This window comes from Spirulina subsalsa PCC 9445 (genome assembly GCF_000314005.1).
Lineage (GTDB): Bacteria > Cyanobacteriota > Cyanobacteriia > Cyanobacteriales > Spirulinaceae > Spirulina_A > Spirulina_A subsalsa.
On record NZ_JH980292.1, the window covers coordinates 829,376 to 846,100 of the forward strand.

Consider the following 16,725-nt stretch of genomic DNA (forward strand, 5'->3'; position numbering starts at 1 on the left):
AACAAATCACCCAAAAACTATAGCCAAAACTTCAACCAAAGCCAAACAACCAATCTAACGTTTATTGATTCAAGGGCAGCTTAATCACAAACTCAGAACCTTCTCCCAAAGTAGAAGAACAAGTCAAAGTCCCTTGGTGTTTCTGGGTAATAATATCATAACTAATGGATAGACCCAAACCTGTCCCTTTTCCCGTGGGTTTTGTCGTAAAGAAAGTGTCAAAAATGCGGTTTTTGACTTGAGGAGACATTCCCATTGCATTGTCAGCAATACGAATCACTACATCATCCCCTTCTGTTAGAGTTTGAATGTGAATAGTGGGACTTTTACCTTGGGTAAAATGACCTTTTAGCTGGGCTTCATCGAGGGCATCAATGGCATTGCCCAGTAAATTCATAAAGACTTGATTCAGTAAGCCACTGTAACAGAGAATATCCTCGGGTAATTGTCCGTAATCTTGAACGACAATGATTTCAGGATGGTCATTTTTAGCTTTTAAACGAGGTTTTAAAATCATCAAGGTTGAATCTAGACCTTGATGAATATTGGTAGGTTTCATCACCTCATCATCTAAGCGGGAAAAATGTCTTAACGATTGGACAATTTGACGAATTCTTTCCGTCCCCACTTGCATTGAGGTCAAAGTTTTAGGAAAATCTTCCATCAGGAATTCTACATCAATAGCTTCCGCTTCCTCGGCAATTTCAGCATGAGGTTCTGGATAATGCTGTTGATAAAGTTCCAACAACCCAATCAAATCGTTAGCATATTCTAAGGCAGGATTCAAGTTACCGTAAACAAAATTAACGGGGTTGTTAATTTCATGAGCGACTCCAGCCACCAATTGACCTAAACTGGATAATTTTTCACTTTGAACCAGTAATGATTGAGTTTGATGGAGTTGGGTTAGGGTTCTTTTAAGTTGTTCAGTTTGGGCTTTATAGCGGCGCTCTGATTGTTTTAAAGCTTGTTCGGTTCTTTTGCGTTCTGTAATATCAATGACAAAGCCTTCATAAAAACAAATATTACCCGCCGTATCTCGAACAACTTCGGCATTTTCAGAAATCCAAATAATCTCACCAGAATAGTGATAAACCTGCACCTCAAAATCCCGGACATAGCCTTGTAGATACATCAACTCAACAAACTCTTGTCGTTTCTCCGGGTTGACATAAAGCTGTGTTTGAACGTCTGTTAAACAACTTAGGAGATGTTCGGGGGAAGTATAACCATAAATCCGGGCTAGGGCGGGATTTGCTTCTAATAGTTTGCCATCGGGTGTTGTTCTAAAAATTCCCACATTAATGTTATTGAACAAACTGCTATACTGCTGTTCTAACTTACAGTTTTTCTGAATCGTTTTGGAGAGAGCTTGTTCAAGTTTAGCGATTTGCGGTAAATCAGGGCTGTTGGCAGGAGGAGAGTGGCAAGAACTCGCTACTCTCTCAAGGGTTTGATTACCAAATAGGGGCTGATCATTGTCAATAAACATGGTCTTTGGGGAATTCTGCTGTTTTTCGTTTGGGTTTAGGAAATAGAGTTTAAGAGATGGTTTTAAACTCGGTTAAGTTATGCTATTTAACTTAATCATGTAATCACTCAACTGAGTCATTTTTAGATGGCGTGTTAGTCAATTTTTCTCAGTATCACAGGTAGTCTCTTCTGTCCTAAATTTTCGACTATTTCCCAAAACGTAAACGCTCTATATTCATTATCAACCCATGAGAGGAAATTGAACGTGATATCTATCCAGAATTAGACGTGATGGAATCCCTAAATTGCCGTGATTTGTGAACTCATTTGTTGTGATCTAAATCATAAGAAGTGGGCAAGGTTCAATCAATCTCTTGTGAGTTCTGGAAGAAGACCCGAGGGAAAAGTTCAAATTCTCTCTCCCCCTTGGGGGGATGATAGTCTAGAATATTGAGCGCGAATGGCTAGGCAACGCTTCGCGAATGGCTAGGCAACGCTTCGCGAACGCAGTTCACCCCTTTGGCGACATGACCCCTGAACAACTCTGGAATCAAGTTTTAATCCGTTTGGAACATCAGTTAAGTCGTCCAACCTTTGACACTTGGATTAAAAGCATCACCGTACAAGTTTGGCGCGATCGCCTTTTAGTCCTCTGCGCCCCCAATCCCTTTGCTCGCAACTGGTTACAGAAACACTATCTCGGCATCCTGACCGAAGTCGTCACCGACATTTTAGGTTACGACGTGGAAATCCAACTTACCAGCCACTCCGAAGACGGTCAAGGCATTGTCTGGCCCGTACAGGATGCACCCCCCGCCGAAAACGAACGCGATCGCCCCTCAGAAGACCACCAACCCCGTCCCACCCCCTTTAACCTCAAATATAGCTTTTCCCGCTTTGTCGTCGGTTCTAACAACCGCATGGCCCACGCCGCCTCCTTAGCCGTTGCCGAATCCCCCGGCCGAGAATTTAACCCCCTCTTCCTCTGTGGAGGAGTTGGTTTAGGCAAAACCCACCTCATGCAGGCCATTGGTCACTATCGCCTTGAAATTAACCCCGACTCCCGCGTATTCTACGTTTCCACCGAAAAATTCACCAACGACCTCATCACCGCCATTCGTCAGGACAGTATGCAGAGTTTCCGCGACCACTACCGGGCCGCCGATGTTCTGTTAGTCGATGACCTGCAATTCATCGAAGGCAAAGAATACACCCAAGAAGAATTTTTTTACACCTTTAACACCCTCCACGAAACTGGAAAACAAGTCGTTTTAGCCGCCGACCGTCCCCCCAACCAAATCCCCCGCTTACAAGACCGTCTCTGTTCCCGTTTTTCTATGGGATTAATCGCCGACATTCAACTCCCCGACTTAGAAACCCGTATGGCCATCCTCCAGAAAAAAGCCGAAGACGAAAAAATGCGCCTCCCTCGGGACATTGTGGAATTTATCGCCACCACCTACACCTCCAACATCCGGGAACTCGAAGGCGCCCTCATACGCACCTTAACCTATATATCTATTTCCGGTTTACCCCTGACCGTAGAAAACATTGCCCCCATCCTCAACTCCCCCATCGAAAAAATCACCGCCTCCCCCAGTGCTATATTGAACGCGATCGCCGAAGTGCTAAACGTCTCCATAGAAGACCTGCGCAGCAACTCCCGACGACGGGAAATCAGTTGGGCCCGGCAAATCGGAATGTATTTAATGCGTCAATATACCGATTTGAGTCTACCCCGCATTGGGGAAGAATTTGGGGGAAAAGACCATACAACCGTTCTCTATAGTTGTGAAAAAATTGCCCAACTCAAGCAGAAGGATAGCCAATTGAACGAGATTTTACGCCAAGTGAGCGATCGCATTGCCCTTAAGACTTGATTTGACCCAACCCAGTTACAAAACTTAACCCTCCAAACCCAGAGAATCAGTCAATCTCTTCCTAACTGACCCTCCGAGTCGCTAAACTGATTGAAGTTATTTTTTGATTAATCCCGATAGTATGAGCGTCGTTAGCCAAGTTATTCTCAAAGCAGATGATGAACTCCGCTACCCCAGTAGCGGAGAACTAAAAAGCATTGGTGCCTTCCTAGAAACAGGAGTGCAACGGATGCGCATTGCCGAAACCCTAGCCGAAAACGAGCAGAAAATTGTAGACAAAGCCAGCAAAGAACTCTGGAAAAAGCGGCCAGACTTCATTGCTCCAGGCGGCAACGCCTACGGCCAACGTCAACGAGCGCTATGTTTACGTGACTATGGATGGTATCTCCGTTTAGTCACCTACGGAGTCCTGGCCGGAGACAAAGACCCCATTGAAAAAATCGGTTTAATCGGAGTCCGCGAAATGTACAACGCCCTCAACGTTCCCGTTGTCGGCATGGTTGAAGCCATTCGCTGCCTCAAAGACGCTTCTTTAGGTCTACTCAGTACCGAAGACGCTCAAGAAGCCGCCCCTTACTTCGACTACATTATTCAGGCGATGTCCTAAGCAAACATCTACCCTGTGGACTATGCTGTTTTTTCCTACGTCCAGATTCTCTCTAGAATAAGGACGTAGGAATCCCAAGTTAACTTCATGGAGTCCCCTTGTTTGCCCGACTGCCGACCCGCTCTCTTTTCCTCCTCTGGCTCATTTATAGCGTTTTTGGCTGGTTACTTCGCCGCATGACCCCTCAATGGCAACATTGGGCTTTAGCCGCCTCCCTCATTGTCCTCATGGCCTTAATGTTCACCGCTCCGAGCAGTATCGTCCGAAAATTTTTTAATCATCTCCTCGAATCAGATTCCCGCGCCTTTCTCTCCATTGCACTCCTCGCCTTTATCGCCGTCCTCATCCTGACCTGGATTTCCCACTTCATCCAAATTATCCTCCTAGTAGCCGCCCTTGCCCTAGCCCGCCTAGAATTACAAGGATTAGGTTACAAAGAATGGCCTTGTTTTCTCATTTTAGTGCTGATTTGTCTGGGCGGTTTTGCTCTAGGATTAGGCGCTCATCATTGGTATTTAGGGTTTGCTGAATAGGGGAACAGGGAACTAAAATCAAGACATTTAGAGAGATATTCAGTCATGGAATCGCCAGTTAAAGCCAAATCCCTTGGATTATACGACAGAGACTATCAACTGTGGTTAGAGCGCACCGTTGCCCAGTTGAAAGCAGAGGATTTTAATAGCCTTGATCTAGAAAACTTAATTGAGGAGATTGAGAGTTTGGGTAGAAGCGAAAAACGAGCCATTGCTAGCTACCTGATGCGGTTATGCGAACATCTGCTTAAGATAAAATACTGGGAATCTGAACAAGAAACCTGTTTTAGAGGGTGGAATCTCGAAGTTACTACTTTTCGTTTCCAGATTCAAGCCATTTTGCAAGATAGCCCTAGTTTGAAAAACCATCTCCGCGCCAGTTTTTTGGCAGAGTATAACAAAGCTAGAACGCTTTTTATCAAAGCCAGTCAACTCCATGCTAACTTAATCCCCCAAGAGCCTGAATTTACCCTAGAGCAAGCCTTAGATGAGGATTGGCTACCTTGGCGGCCTCAATAGTTCGCTCCCAAGATGCGATCGCTAGAAATAATTGACTGCCATCACCGCACCAAGGATCAGCAGAATAATAAACCGAGTCTTGACCGACTGTGTTTATTGAAAATTTTAAGATGATTTTCCCAGCAAGTTATCTTCTTTTATTTGTATTTTTTGTAACTCCGCGTTAAGTTTCTCTTTAGAAGATTCTATTTCCTTCATGGCATTGTTTCGCGCCGTGTTGATCTGTTCAATTAAACGAGCATAGGTACTATTTGAGTCATTTTCAAACTTTTCATAAAGTTTAATTCTTTTTTGTTTAATCTCTACTTGTTGCGACAATTCTCTGTTCTTACTTTGTAAATCATTCCGTTGTTTTTGCAATTCCTCGATTCTCTGTTTTAAATTATTTTCAGTGAAATTGAACCATATATAATGACCCGCCATGCTAATTAATAAACCGATTAAAAATGCGACAATAATCGGTAGCCATTTTTTCAGGGTAGATGTTTCCTGATTTCCTGTACCATTTCTTGAATAAGCCGACGAAGTAGCTGTTGGTAAAACAGAAGCAGATGTTGAAGTATTTGTAGATTTGGACGGTTGACGAAAATTATCACCTTTATCCTCCGACAACAGAATCCACTCATCATCAGATATTGTCTCTGATAAACCGCGCCAAACTTTGTTTTGTTTCAGCTTAGATTCTGATACCGTTGCAGACACCACAACTAACATCCCGTCATATTTAGGCAAAGAATATTGATTCAGATCGCGAATGAGGTCATTTTTACAGATGGAGAGATTGCCGATTTTACCAGAGTCAGCCGGATTATTTTGAACAGACATAAGACCAAGATTTTCCGGTGTTAATTCCTCAAAACTCACCTTAAAGCCTTGAGCGTTATTTTCAGAAACAACCGCTTGATCTACTCGATTGGCTAATTCTCCATTCAAGGCTTGAATTGCAATGGCGCGTAAAGTCGCTTCATCCGAATTATTCCCAACCCATAAAACCGAATTAAAAATTTTCCGAGTTCGGTTGTCAATGCGATCTTTTGAGGGTAATCCTGTTACCAATAGCAAAAGCCTATTTTGTTGATCTTGAGAACGATAAAGAACCACCGAAAAATAATCGCTATCTACCATTTTTAGCATCGGTTCTAGGTCATCATCAGGTAGATCATAAAGTATTATCTCTGGTTCTTTTAACCAACAATATTCTTTAGAAACTCCGCAACTTTGTACAAACAATTCCATAGTGAATCTCCTTACAATTTCAATAGTTCTAGACCTTGGACAATTTCAACCTCGTCGGGTCTTGGTTCTGTAAATCGACTCACGGCATTTCGCAACCCCGAATTTCTCCCCAGAACATTCCAAATTTTCTTAAAGATAGAAGCCCTTCCGTTATCTAGATGCAGCTTCAACAAAAATCGTAGCAGATACCGTAGGGGAACTTCAGTATTTTTGGGTTTATAAAGACTATTAGGTTGAGGTTTCCGATAGAAGAATGTTGGTTCACCATTGTTATCGAATTCAATCCGTGAAAACACGACACCACCTAAAGTTTGAACCGGAGTAATGATCACTGAAACTTTCGAGACGAGCTTTTCAGATGCAAATTGATTGAGGAGTTTCTGATAGCCTTCTCTGACCTTTCTAAATAATTCCGAAGGATCATCCTTGATATATTTTTCACATTTGATGGGAGCCAAAATCACCAAGCGAGGAGAATCCAAGTCCTTATAGACTTTTTTAAATAAATCATTTATTTCTGTTGGTTGATTCAATTTATCATGATATTTTCCTTCCCCTTCCATTAATATCGGAGTATCAATGGGAATCAAAACAGCGACCGATTGCCTGATTAAGTCTTCTACTTTTTTCTGCTGGCTATCCTCTTCCAGCCATCCCCCTGGATAATCCTGAAAATTAATTTGTAAAGCGGGATTTGTTCCAGTTTGCCCAAACCAAAACTTAAATGAGCGATAACCCTTAGTTTGTGTAAAACTTGGGCGATATTTTATGCTATCACCAACGGTTTTCAGTTCCTGTAACCGCTTATTCAAATCAGATTTACTTTCGTCATCCGCCTCTAGTTGTAAATCCTGACTAACATTAGCAAACTGATCATACATGGCGGCCAACAAGCTAGTTTTGCCCACACCCCTTGGACCCAGCATCGCTACGTTAAGAGTGGGTAAATTTTCTTCAGAATTAAATGGCCAAAAAGATTTCATTGATTACCCTCACAATTTTACTTTCTTAGGATTTTTATAGCTGCTTTAAAGATTGTTCTAACTGCTCAATCTGAGCCGTGACAGAAGTGAGAAGATTTGACCAGTCTTGAACAGCGTTCACTTGAATTTGCAGTTTTTCAAACTTGTCCCAAATCTGATGTCGTTTGCTGCGTAAGAATCGTTTCCATTCTTTTTTCGCATTTTTAGCTCGCAGTACACGGTCAGCAAATTCTTCAACAATAGCAAAAGATGCTTGGCTGGGTTCTGACAAAAATCCAGTTAAAGCCCCTTCACAGTTATAAATAGTTGACTTGTATTCTTCCTCTAGAGAGTCTAAAATATCTTGAGCCTTAGCTCCTAATTTAGGCCGTGACGTTAAATCTGGGGTTAACCCATTTAACTGTGAACGAATACGGTGTTGAATTAAGCCTCGATACGACAGATTAAATTCTGACAAAATCTCAAACCCTTTTTTAAGTTCGGTGTATTCTGGCACGGGCGGAATTTGATTAGCCACTTCAACTAAAAACTGTGATTGTCGGGATTCTGAGAGTCCGCCCAAACCGCATTTTTCTACCAAAACGTCAGCTACTGTCGCTTTAATTTGCTCAATTGTTTTAGTCAATCCTTGCTCAATATCCAGAAATTTTCGGGATAAATTGGTTCTCAACTCTTGCAAATATTGATCATAAGTGCTGGCATAAGATTCTAGTTTGTTGCGGCGTCTTTCTATGTCTTTCAAACTTGGCATTTGCACATTTTTCCGACAATCGTCTAAAACTGTATCAATCTGATTTTTAAGGTTCTCATCCGGGTCGTCACGATTCTGCATTAATTGCTTTTGAAACTCCGTCATTTCATTAGTAATTGTATCCCAAAATTCTTCAAATAAATCTTCATATTGATTAGAAATTTCATCATCATCAATATTGGGTAATGCAATCTTAACTAGCTGTAATTGCTGGTTAAAATCCCTGAGACTAGCCTGCAAATCTGCTATTTTTTTCTGGGTATAATTGCGATCTAATTCGGTCACATTAGAACTTAAATTACTCAAAACAGACTGAAGCACTTTAGTATTAGCATCGTCAGGGGAAGAACAGTCCGCAATGACACAATCTAGGACGGGCATTCTCACCTTACCTGAATTAATATCCTGTTGTAAAGACAGACAACTGGCTTGATTTTCCCCATTTTGATCGACATTAAGGACAAAGATAGAGCGAGAAGGCAAATCATTTAACGCTTTATTCGCTAAATCATAAAGTTTTGTATCACTTTGCTCAAAATTTGCCCGGTCTTTGGAGGGTTTGCGAATAAATAGAATAAAATCGACTTCTTGGGCAAGAGCTTCAATCACTAAACTCTCATCTCCTAACCGGAAATCGCCCAAACCCGGAACATCTACTAAGGCAATTGCACCAATTTCATGAACGGGAAAATCACAGGATATTTTAACGTGCTTAACGGCTAAACACTCATGGTTAATTAGTTCATAATCTTGATTATATTTTTGTGCCACATAATTAGAGATTTGAGAGGGATCTTGAATGGTTAAATACCCTCGACCTAAATAGTCTTTGTACTTTTTCCCGTTGCTGTAATAATCATCTTTTAGTCGATTATAAATGTTAATTTTTGTTTGATCTCTGTCCGAGGGTAGAGGTGGAATATCACTATGAACAAAGTCTTCAAAAGAACTGGGTTGGGGAGTCAGTCCTAGTTTTGTGTAATAGGGAATAATCACTTCCTCTAAAAATGAGTCGTGATCATGAAATTGAATTTCTGCGGTGGTAAAATTCCCCGGTTGATGACAAATGGTACTCCGCGCTGCGGTACAAGCTTTTCCTTGTAGGGCTGGAATTACCTCGTTTTTTAGTCCAGTTAAACTTTGTAATAGGGTGCTTTTCCCTTGTCCCATGCGCCCAATTACGCCGATATTTAGGGTTGTACGGGAAAATCTGGCTTGGAGTCTATGAAGTGATCCTAGTTGTTCTTGGACTTTTTGCTTAAAACTTGCAAATTCTAGCTGTTGCAGTTTGGATTCGGTGGGTTCATCTCCTGACCAATGCTGAAGTTGGCGATCGCGTTCTTGTTCTAATCGCTGGATCCAACCATACAGTGAAGATAACCCAGTTTCGATCTCTACCAGCTTTTCAGCAAGGGGCTGACGTTGGGCGATAATGCCCCGGATTTCTTGGCTTCTATTCATTCCAATGTACCTATGATATTGAATATTAAACCTAACCTTGAGGTTACACCAGAAAATATAAATAGGGTATTCAAACTTGGATTTCTTAATGAAATTTAAATGGACATTCAGCCATAATTTAGTTATAATTCGCCCCCAACGCGCTCTTTTCTCCCTATTTATTCCCCAGCAAAAAATATGTTTCCATCTCCCCTTTCCCTTTAACCTCAACCTTCCCCCGCCGTTCAAAATTATACAGTCCTTGTAACCGTTGATAGGTTGCTTCTGTCACCTGAATTTTCCCCACCACCCCATGAGATTCCATACGACTGGCCACATTCACCGCGTCTCCCCATAAATCATAAATAAACTTTTTCTTCCCAATTACTCCCGCTACTACATTTCCTGTATTAATGCCAATTCGCATTTCAAGAGGGCCGTGGGAACAATCAATCTGATGTAGGGATTTCTGCATCGCTAAGGCCATTTCTGCAATGGCTTCCGCGTGATCTGGGCGGGGTGTGGGTAAACCCCCTACCACCATATAACTATCCCCAATGGTTTTGATTTTTTCTAGATTATAAAACTCGGTTAAATTGTCAAAACAGGAAAAAATACGATTCAGTAACTCGACTAACTCCTCTGGGGGAATTTGACTAGAAAGTTGAGTAAAACCCACAATATCCGCAAATAAAATAGTTACTTCTTCAAATTCTTGAGCAATAATTTTATTGCCCTGCTTTAACAAAGTCGCAATAGATTGTGGTAAAATGTTAAGCAAGAGTTGCTCAGATTTTTCCTGTTCAAGGCGAATTAATTCTTGGGCTTGTTTGCGTTGTTCAATTTCTTGAGAAACGCGCTTAAACATTTGATTAAATGCCTTCATAACTACGCCTAACTCGTCTTTACGCTGAGTGGTTAAGGCATAAAAATATACAGAATTCTTGTCCTGATTTCCATTGCGACTTAAGATTTCTCCCGCGACGACGAGATCATCCCGTAACTGTAAAATGGGTGTAATGACAGTCACTCCCACAATAATTATGGTGGTGACGGTGACGACCAGGGCAATAATGACCACTAAACCAATAATTCGTAGAATGAAAAAATTTAACTCTCGTTGGACTCCTGAAGCATCTAAACGGGCGATTAAAATATAGTTAATGTTTAAAGATTGAGCCGACCAAGCAATATCATAGCGGTTTCGGTCTGGACTGCGTTGGCGAAGAATGGCTTTTCCTTGTAAGTCTTGGGGAGTTAATTGGGGAGACTCGCCAATAATTTCAATGGTTTGATGATTTTGGGTATAAATAGCCATGCCCAGAGTGACTGAAGAATCAGCGATTAAGCTCCGTATTTTGTCCTGTAATTCTTCGGTAGACATATCCATTTCACTTAAGGCCGCAATGAGGGTAACGGTGGCCTGAGAAATATTTTCGAGGTTATTTAATTGACGCTGTTCTTCTTTACGGTAGGAGGGAATTAAGATAATGGCTTCAATGATAACAAGGCTCAGAAAAACCCAAAAGGCAATAGAGCGCGATAAACGGGCTTGACAAAGGCGAAAAGAATGAAACCACATTGGGGAATTACGGCAAATTAAGGGGTCATCAAGGATTGTTTTTTACCTGATTCTATACCTCAAGAATCGGGAAAGAAAACGGAAATTCATCACCTCATGACACACCATGAGATCCTAAACCATTGCAATGCACCGCTATTTTTAAGGGAAATTGGCTTATTTTTCTTCATCCATAATGGCACTCCGGTCTAAAATCAGCAAACTGCGCAGTTGATCGGTGTCCATTTCAGTTAACCATTGTTCTCCAGCATCTACGGTTTGTTCGGCCAGTTGTTTTTTGCTTTCGATGATGTCGTTGATTTTCTCTTCGAGTGTGCCAGTACAGACAAACTTATGAACTTGAACGTTGCGTTTTTGACCGATGCGGAAAGCGCGGTCTGTGGCCTGATTTTCAACGGCAGGATTCCACCATCGGTCAACGTGGAAAACATGATTAGCGCGGGTAAGGTTTAATCCGGTGCCTCCTGCTTTGAGGGAGAGGATGAGGATTTGGGGGCCGTCGGGGTCGTTTTGAAAGCGGTCTACCATGATTTCCCGTTGTTCCCGTTTGGTGGAGCCGTAGAGGAACAGGACATCGGTATTGAGTTTATATTCTAGGTAGGGTTGTAGGAGTTTCCCCCATTCCGCAAACTGGGTGAAAATTAAAGCGCGATCGCCTTCTGCCATCACTTCCTCTAACATTTCCTGAAGACGTAAGACTTTCCCGGAACGATCTCCCCGTCCTAAACTCTTCTCTTTCAGCAACAGGGAGGGGTGATTACAGACTTGTTTCAGCTTCAATAACAGGGTGAGGATTAATCCATGTCGTTGGATGCCTTCTGCTTCCTCAATGGCCATCAGAGACTCGTCTACTAGCTTTTGATATAACATCCCTTGTTCTGAGGACAGACCACAGAAAACGTTCATTTCCTGCTTATCCGGCAAGTCTTGGATAATGGCCTTGTCCGTTTTGAGGCGACGGAGGATGAAGGGTTGGACGAGAGAGCGTAAACTAGAGAGGGAATCGCGATCGCCATATTTCTCAATGGGAATGGCAAAACGATGTTGAAAGAACTGTTTTGTCCCCAAAAACCCCGGATTCAAAAACTCTAAAATCGACCACAACTCCGTTAAGCGGTTTTCCACTGGAGTTCCCGTTAAAGCAATCCGGAAATTCGCCGACAAACTCCGCACCGCTTGGGACTGTTTCGCTTGAGAGTTTTTGATATTCTGCGCTTCATCTAAAATCACCCCTTCCCATTGCAGCGTTTCCAGAGTTTCAATGTCCCGATACACTAACGAGTAACTGGTAATCACTAACTCTTTCTTCTGTGCCGCTTTGACAAAAGTTTTGCCCTTATCTCGTTTATCCCCATGATGAACCAACACCGATAAAGTCGGGGCAAATTTCCGTAACTCCCGTTCCCAGTTACCTAAAACCGAAGTCGGGCAGACTAATAACGTAGGATTTTTTAAGCGGTCGTCCTCTTTTAAACTGAGTAAAAAAGCAATAGTTTCAATCGTTTTTCCTAACCCCATATCATCGGCTAAACAAGCGCCCAATCCCCAACGTTCTAAGAACCTTAACCATCCCACCCCTCGCGCTTGATAGGGGCGCAATTCTCCCTTAAACCCTGCCGGAGGAGCAGGAGATTCAATCCGTTTATTTTCTGTTAAATTGGCAATTAATTCTTTGAGTACCCCGGAAGCTTCAAACTTGACCACAGGTAACTTTTCTAAAACCTTTGTATCCCCTGTACTTAAGCGCAAAGCATCCTCAACCGTAAACGTTAACTCTTCATTTTTTGAGGATAAAATACTTTGAGCCGCCTTGACATCCGCCGGTTGTAAAGCCAACCATTCCCCATTCACTTGGACTAGGGGGGATTTTTGCTCTAATAAACGCTCGAATTCTTCCGCCGAAACCGTTTGATCTCCGATAGCTAATTCTAACTTATATTTGAGTAAACTTTGTAACCCTAAACGATCCGCCTGTTTAGGACTGACCGCCGCCGAGAACTTAATCCCTAAGCGTTTTTCGTCCGCCCCTCCTGCCAGTCCGGGGGGTAAATCTACCGTAAAACCCGTATCTTGTAATTGCCAATAACTTGACCGTAAAAAGGCATAAACCTGAATCGGATCTAAAACGCAACGAGTCGGATAAGGATGGAGTAAACTCTCTCGAATGGGTTCATAAATCCGGGCGGCAATTCCTAATCCTCTTAAGAGAATTTCTTGGGGGTTTTCAATCGTATACCCTTCTAGGTTTAATTCCTCAACAGGATTTTCCCAAATGGTCGCCGCCTCTACCACAAAAGAGGGGTCATTCACCGAATGTAAATAATAATTTAATTTCCAGTCTAACTTGCCCCAATTAATTTCTCCCGTCGTGGGCGCTTGCAGAACAAAAGAGGTGCGAAAGGCATTCCCGGCCAACTTTTCATCTTTCGCGGTGACTAAATAATCTTGCACCGGGGCTTTCCAACTGTCTAAAGCAGTTTTTAAGCGGTGCAAGGTTTCGGGAGATTCCCGGAGGGCTGTTAAAGGTTGAGCGAGGGATTCTAACCAAGCCGTGGCAATGACATCTGAAGAATGTTGACCTTTTAACTCCACCCATTGACGCAATTGACTGTCTACCATTGTGCCTAAAAAGGCAAACAAGAGAGTTTGAGGGGCAATCCAATCATCCCCCCAAGTGGGTTTTTCCCAACGTTCCTCCGGGTGGACATAAGCCCGACAAACCGAGGGCATCCACTCTAAAAAACGACTTAAACGACTTTGATCTAAGGCACTATCTAACAAAGGTTGCCATTGACTGTAAGCCTGATTATTATTATCAAACGTTAGGGCAGGTAAAAACTTCCCTCGGGCTAATAAATCCAAACTCCAGCGATACACTTGCGCCCAAAATTTGAGGGAGTCGCCTAAATAGACTTGTCGCAGTTGGATAGAACCGAGGGGAACCGATTGTAACAAGAGAATGGCGATCGCCGGATCCAACCGCAAACCCGGAAGCGCCCACCACTGAAGGGATAGGGACGAAATATCTCGAATCTCCTCACTATCCCCCGACAGCACCGGAAAGACATCATCCCCCCCCGAATCAGCCCCCTTTTTCCCCCGCTTTTTCCGTTGTCCGCCCCGACTGGGTAAAGCCACCACCTGATAGGTCATCCAGTCGGCTCCATCCCCTTCTGGGAGAACTAATTTCCGGGATCTTGCACATTTGAGCACCTCTTCCCCACTCATCGCCAAGGGATGACTCGCCACCCCCTTCACCCCGGCTTTTAACTCCCCATCTCCCTGAGTCCGCCAAGTTTCTCCCCAGAGGAAAAAATACCCACTCTGGGCTTCTAAAATCCAACTGCCGTGTAAAATCGCCATGTTATCTGTGGTTAATGATCCGGGTAATAGGTTATGGGACTGTAGGCGGAGAAACCTTCCGAATTTCAGCGTTTCCCCAAGAGTCTAGAAGTGCTAGGATTGCGAAAGAAGAAGAAGAAGTCAAACAGAAAGGATAAGCACACAAGATGCAAGAATTCAATAAGTCAATATCCTTTGACGGCCGGGATATTCGACTGCAAACTGGTCTACTCGCTCCGCAGGCTGGTGGTTCGGTCTTAATCGAGTCAGGAGAAACTGCCGTAATCGTCACGGCAACACGCTCCACAGGCCGAGAAGGAATTGATTTTTTACCCCTCTTAGTGGACTACGAAGAACGACTCTACGCAGCAGGCCGCATTCCGGGGGGATTTCTCCGACGAGAAGGCCGTCCGCCAGAAAAGGTGACACTGACCTGTCGTTTAATCGACCGCCCCTTACGCCCTCTCTTTCCCCAGTGGTTGCGCGATGATATTCAAATCATAGCAACTACCCTGTCGATGGATGAACAAGTCCCCCCAGATGTCCTAGCGGTGACAGGTGCATCCGTCGCTGTCCTGTTGGCACAAATCCCCTTTTATGGCCCGATGGCAGCCGTGCGAGTGGGCTTAGTTGGGGATGATTTTATCATTAACCCGACTTTTAAAGAAATTAAAGAAGGGGATCTTGATTTAGTCGTGGCCGGATCTCCTGATGGGGTGGTCATGGTGGAAGCTGGAGCGAACCAACTCCCAGAACAAGATATTATTGAGGCCATCGAATTTGGCTATGAAGCGGTTCAAGATTTAATTCAAGAACAACGGGATCTCTTAGCCGAATTAGGCTTATCAATTGCGACCGAAGAACCCCCAGAGGTCGATGAAACCTTAACCCACTTTTTAGCCGAAAAAGCCAGCGTCTCGATTAAAAAAGTCCTCTCTCAATTCGACTTAGATAAAAATGCCCGGGATGAGGCCTTAGATGACATTAAAGCCACCGAAATTGATGCGGTTTTAACGGAATTACCCGAAGAAGACCCCCTCAAAGTGGCGGCCTCTGAACCGATGGTCGTTGCCGATGCCTTCAAAAAACTGACCAAGAAGTTAATGCGTCAGCAAATTGTTGAAGACGGCGTGCGGGTGGATGGTCGCAAACTCGATGAAGTGCGTCCCATCTCTTGTCGGGTGGGAGTCTTGCCGCGTCGTGTTCACGGTTCTGGCCTGTTCCAACGGGGTTTAACTCAAGTTCTCTCCCTCGTCACCCTCGGCACTCCGGGAGATGCCCAGGAGTTGGATGATTTGCACCCCGACGAGCAGAAGCGCTATCTCCATCACTACAATTTCCCCCCCTTCTCCGTGGGCGAAACGCGACCCATGCGTTCTCCCGGCCGTCGAGAAATCGGTCACGGGGCGCTGGCGGAACGGGCGATTGTTCCGGTTCTCCCCCCCCAGACGGAGTTTCCCTATGTGGTGCGGGTGGTGTCTGAGGTCTTGTCGTCTAACGGGTCTACCTCGATGGGGTCGGTCTGTGGCTCTACCCTCGCCCTGATGGATGCTGGGGTCCCCATTGTTAAGCCTGTGAGTGGGACGGCAATGGGTTTGATTAAGGAAGGGGACGAAGTGCGGGTCTTGACGGATATTCAAGGCATTGAGGACTTCTTAGGGGATATGGATTTTAAGGTGGCGGGTACCGATAGCGGGATTACGGCCTTACAGATGGATATGAAAATCACCGGGTTATCTTTAGATGTGATTGCTCAAGCGGTGAATCAGGCCAAAGAGGGGCGCTTACACATTTTAGAGGAAATGCTGGCGACTATTGACCAACCCCGTGAGGATCTTTCCCCCTATGCTCCTCGTCTGTTGACGCTGAAGATTGACCCGGATTTAATTGGTTTGGTTATTGGACCGGGTGGGAAAAATATCAAGGGCATTACGGAGCAAACCGGGGCCAAAATTGATATTGAGGATGATGGCACGGTCACGATTTATTGTCATGAACGGGACAATGCTCTGAAGGCGCAACGGATTATTGAGGGCATGACGCGCAAACTCAATGAGGGGGATGTATTTGTGGGGTGTGTGACTCGCATTATTCCCATCGGGGCGTTTGTGGAGATTCTGCCCGGTAAGGAGGGCATGATTCATATTTCCCAACTGGCGGAACGTCGAGTCGGTAAGGTGGAAGATGAGGTCGCTGTAGGCGATGAGGTTGTGGTGAAGGTGCGGGAAATTGATCAGCGCGGCCGGATTAATCTCACTCGTTTAGGGATTCATCCTGAGGAGGCGGCGGCGGCTCATGAGGCGGCTAGTCGTTAGTTAGGGTTGGCTCAAAAAGTGGGGGGTCGGGAAAAGGGAATAATCCTTAATTCCCCCTCCCCCC

At 44.1% G+C, this 16,725-nt stretch carries 11 protein-coding genes; 5 read left to right on the forward strand and 6 right to left on the reverse strand.

Annotation, left to right across the window (positions count from 1 at the left end; translation table 11 throughout):
* Positions 1-61: 61 nt before the first annotated feature.
* Positions 62-1,492: a PAS domain-containing sensor histidine kinase gene (locus SPI9445_RS0104155; RefSeq protein ID WP_017303465.1), complete on the reverse strand. Its 1,431-nt coding sequence runs from the start codon at positions 1,490-1,492 to the stop codon at positions 62-64.
* A 508-nt stretch (positions 1,493-2,000) separates the two neighbouring features.
* Between SPI9445_RS0104155 and dnaA the strand changes: the two genes are divergently transcribed.
* The 4 genes from dnaA (at position 2,001) to SPI9445_RS0104175 (ending at position 5,012) form a co-directional block, all read left to right on the forward strand.
* Positions 2,001-3,353: a chromosomal replication initiator protein DnaA gene (gene dnaA / locus SPI9445_RS0104160; RefSeq protein WP_017303466.1), complete on the forward strand. Its 1,353-nt coding sequence runs from the start codon at positions 2,001-2,003 to the stop codon at positions 3,351-3,353.
* 121 nt (positions 3,354-3,474) lie between these two features.
* Positions 3,475-3,960: an allophycocyanin subunit alpha-B gene (locus SPI9445_RS0104165; protein ID WP_017303467.1), complete on the forward strand. Its 486-nt coding sequence runs from the start codon at positions 3,475-3,477 to the stop codon at positions 3,958-3,960.
* Between the two features lie 98 nt (positions 3,961-4,058).
* Positions 4,059-4,493 (forward strand): hypothetical protein, encoded by a 435-nt coding sequence (locus SPI9445_RS0104170; protein ID WP_017303468.1) that lies wholly within the window; start codon positions 4,059-4,061, stop codon positions 4,491-4,493.
* Positions 4,494-4,538: 45 nt separating this feature from the next.
* Complete coding sequence (locus tag SPI9445_RS0104175) at positions 4,539-5,012, forward strand: DUF29 domain-containing protein (RefSeq protein WP_017303469.1); 474 nt, start codon at positions 4,539-4,541, stop codon at positions 5,010-5,012.
* Between the two features lie 105 nt (positions 5,013-5,117).
* Here SPI9445_RS0104175 and SPI9445_RS24295 read toward each other — a convergent pair whose 3' ends face one another.
* From SPI9445_RS24295 to SPI9445_RS0104200, 5 genes are all read right to left on the reverse strand, one after another.
* Positions 5,118-6,248, reverse strand: coding sequence for a coiled-coil domain-containing protein (locus tag SPI9445_RS24295; protein WP_017303470.1), 1,131 nt, complete (start codon positions 6,246-6,248; stop codon positions 5,118-5,120).
* Between the two features lie 11 nt (positions 6,249-6,259).
* A complete protein-coding gene (locus SPI9445_RS0104185) occupies positions 6,260-7,231 on the reverse strand; it encodes a TRAFAC clade GTPase domain-containing protein (protein WP_017303471.1) in 972 nt (323 codons plus the stop codon).
* Between the two features lie 34 nt (positions 7,232-7,265).
* Entirely contained in the window at positions 7,266-9,443 is a 2,178-nt protein-coding gene (locus SPI9445_RS0104190) for a dynamin family protein (RefSeq protein ID WP_017303472.1), read from the reverse strand.
* A gap of 154 nt (positions 9,444-9,597) precedes the next feature.
* Positions 9,598-11,004: an adenylate/guanylate cyclase domain-containing protein gene (locus SPI9445_RS0104195; protein ID WP_017303473.1), complete on the reverse strand. Its 1,407-nt coding sequence runs from the start codon at positions 11,002-11,004 to the stop codon at positions 9,598-9,600.
* Between the two features lie 156 nt (positions 11,005-11,160).
* Entirely contained in the window at positions 11,161-14,367 is a 3,207-nt protein-coding gene (locus SPI9445_RS0104200; RefSeq protein WP_017303474.1) for a DEAD/DEAH box helicase, read from the reverse strand.
* Positions 14,368-14,513: 146 nt separating this feature from the next.
* Here SPI9445_RS0104200 and SPI9445_RS0104205 point away from each other — a divergent pair, with 146 nt between their 5' ends.
* Positions 14,514-16,661: a polyribonucleotide nucleotidyltransferase gene (locus tag SPI9445_RS0104205; protein ID WP_017303475.1), complete on the forward strand. Its 2,148-nt coding sequence runs from the start codon at positions 14,514-14,516 to the stop codon at positions 16,659-16,661.
* Positions 16,662-16,725 lie beyond the last annotated feature (64 nt).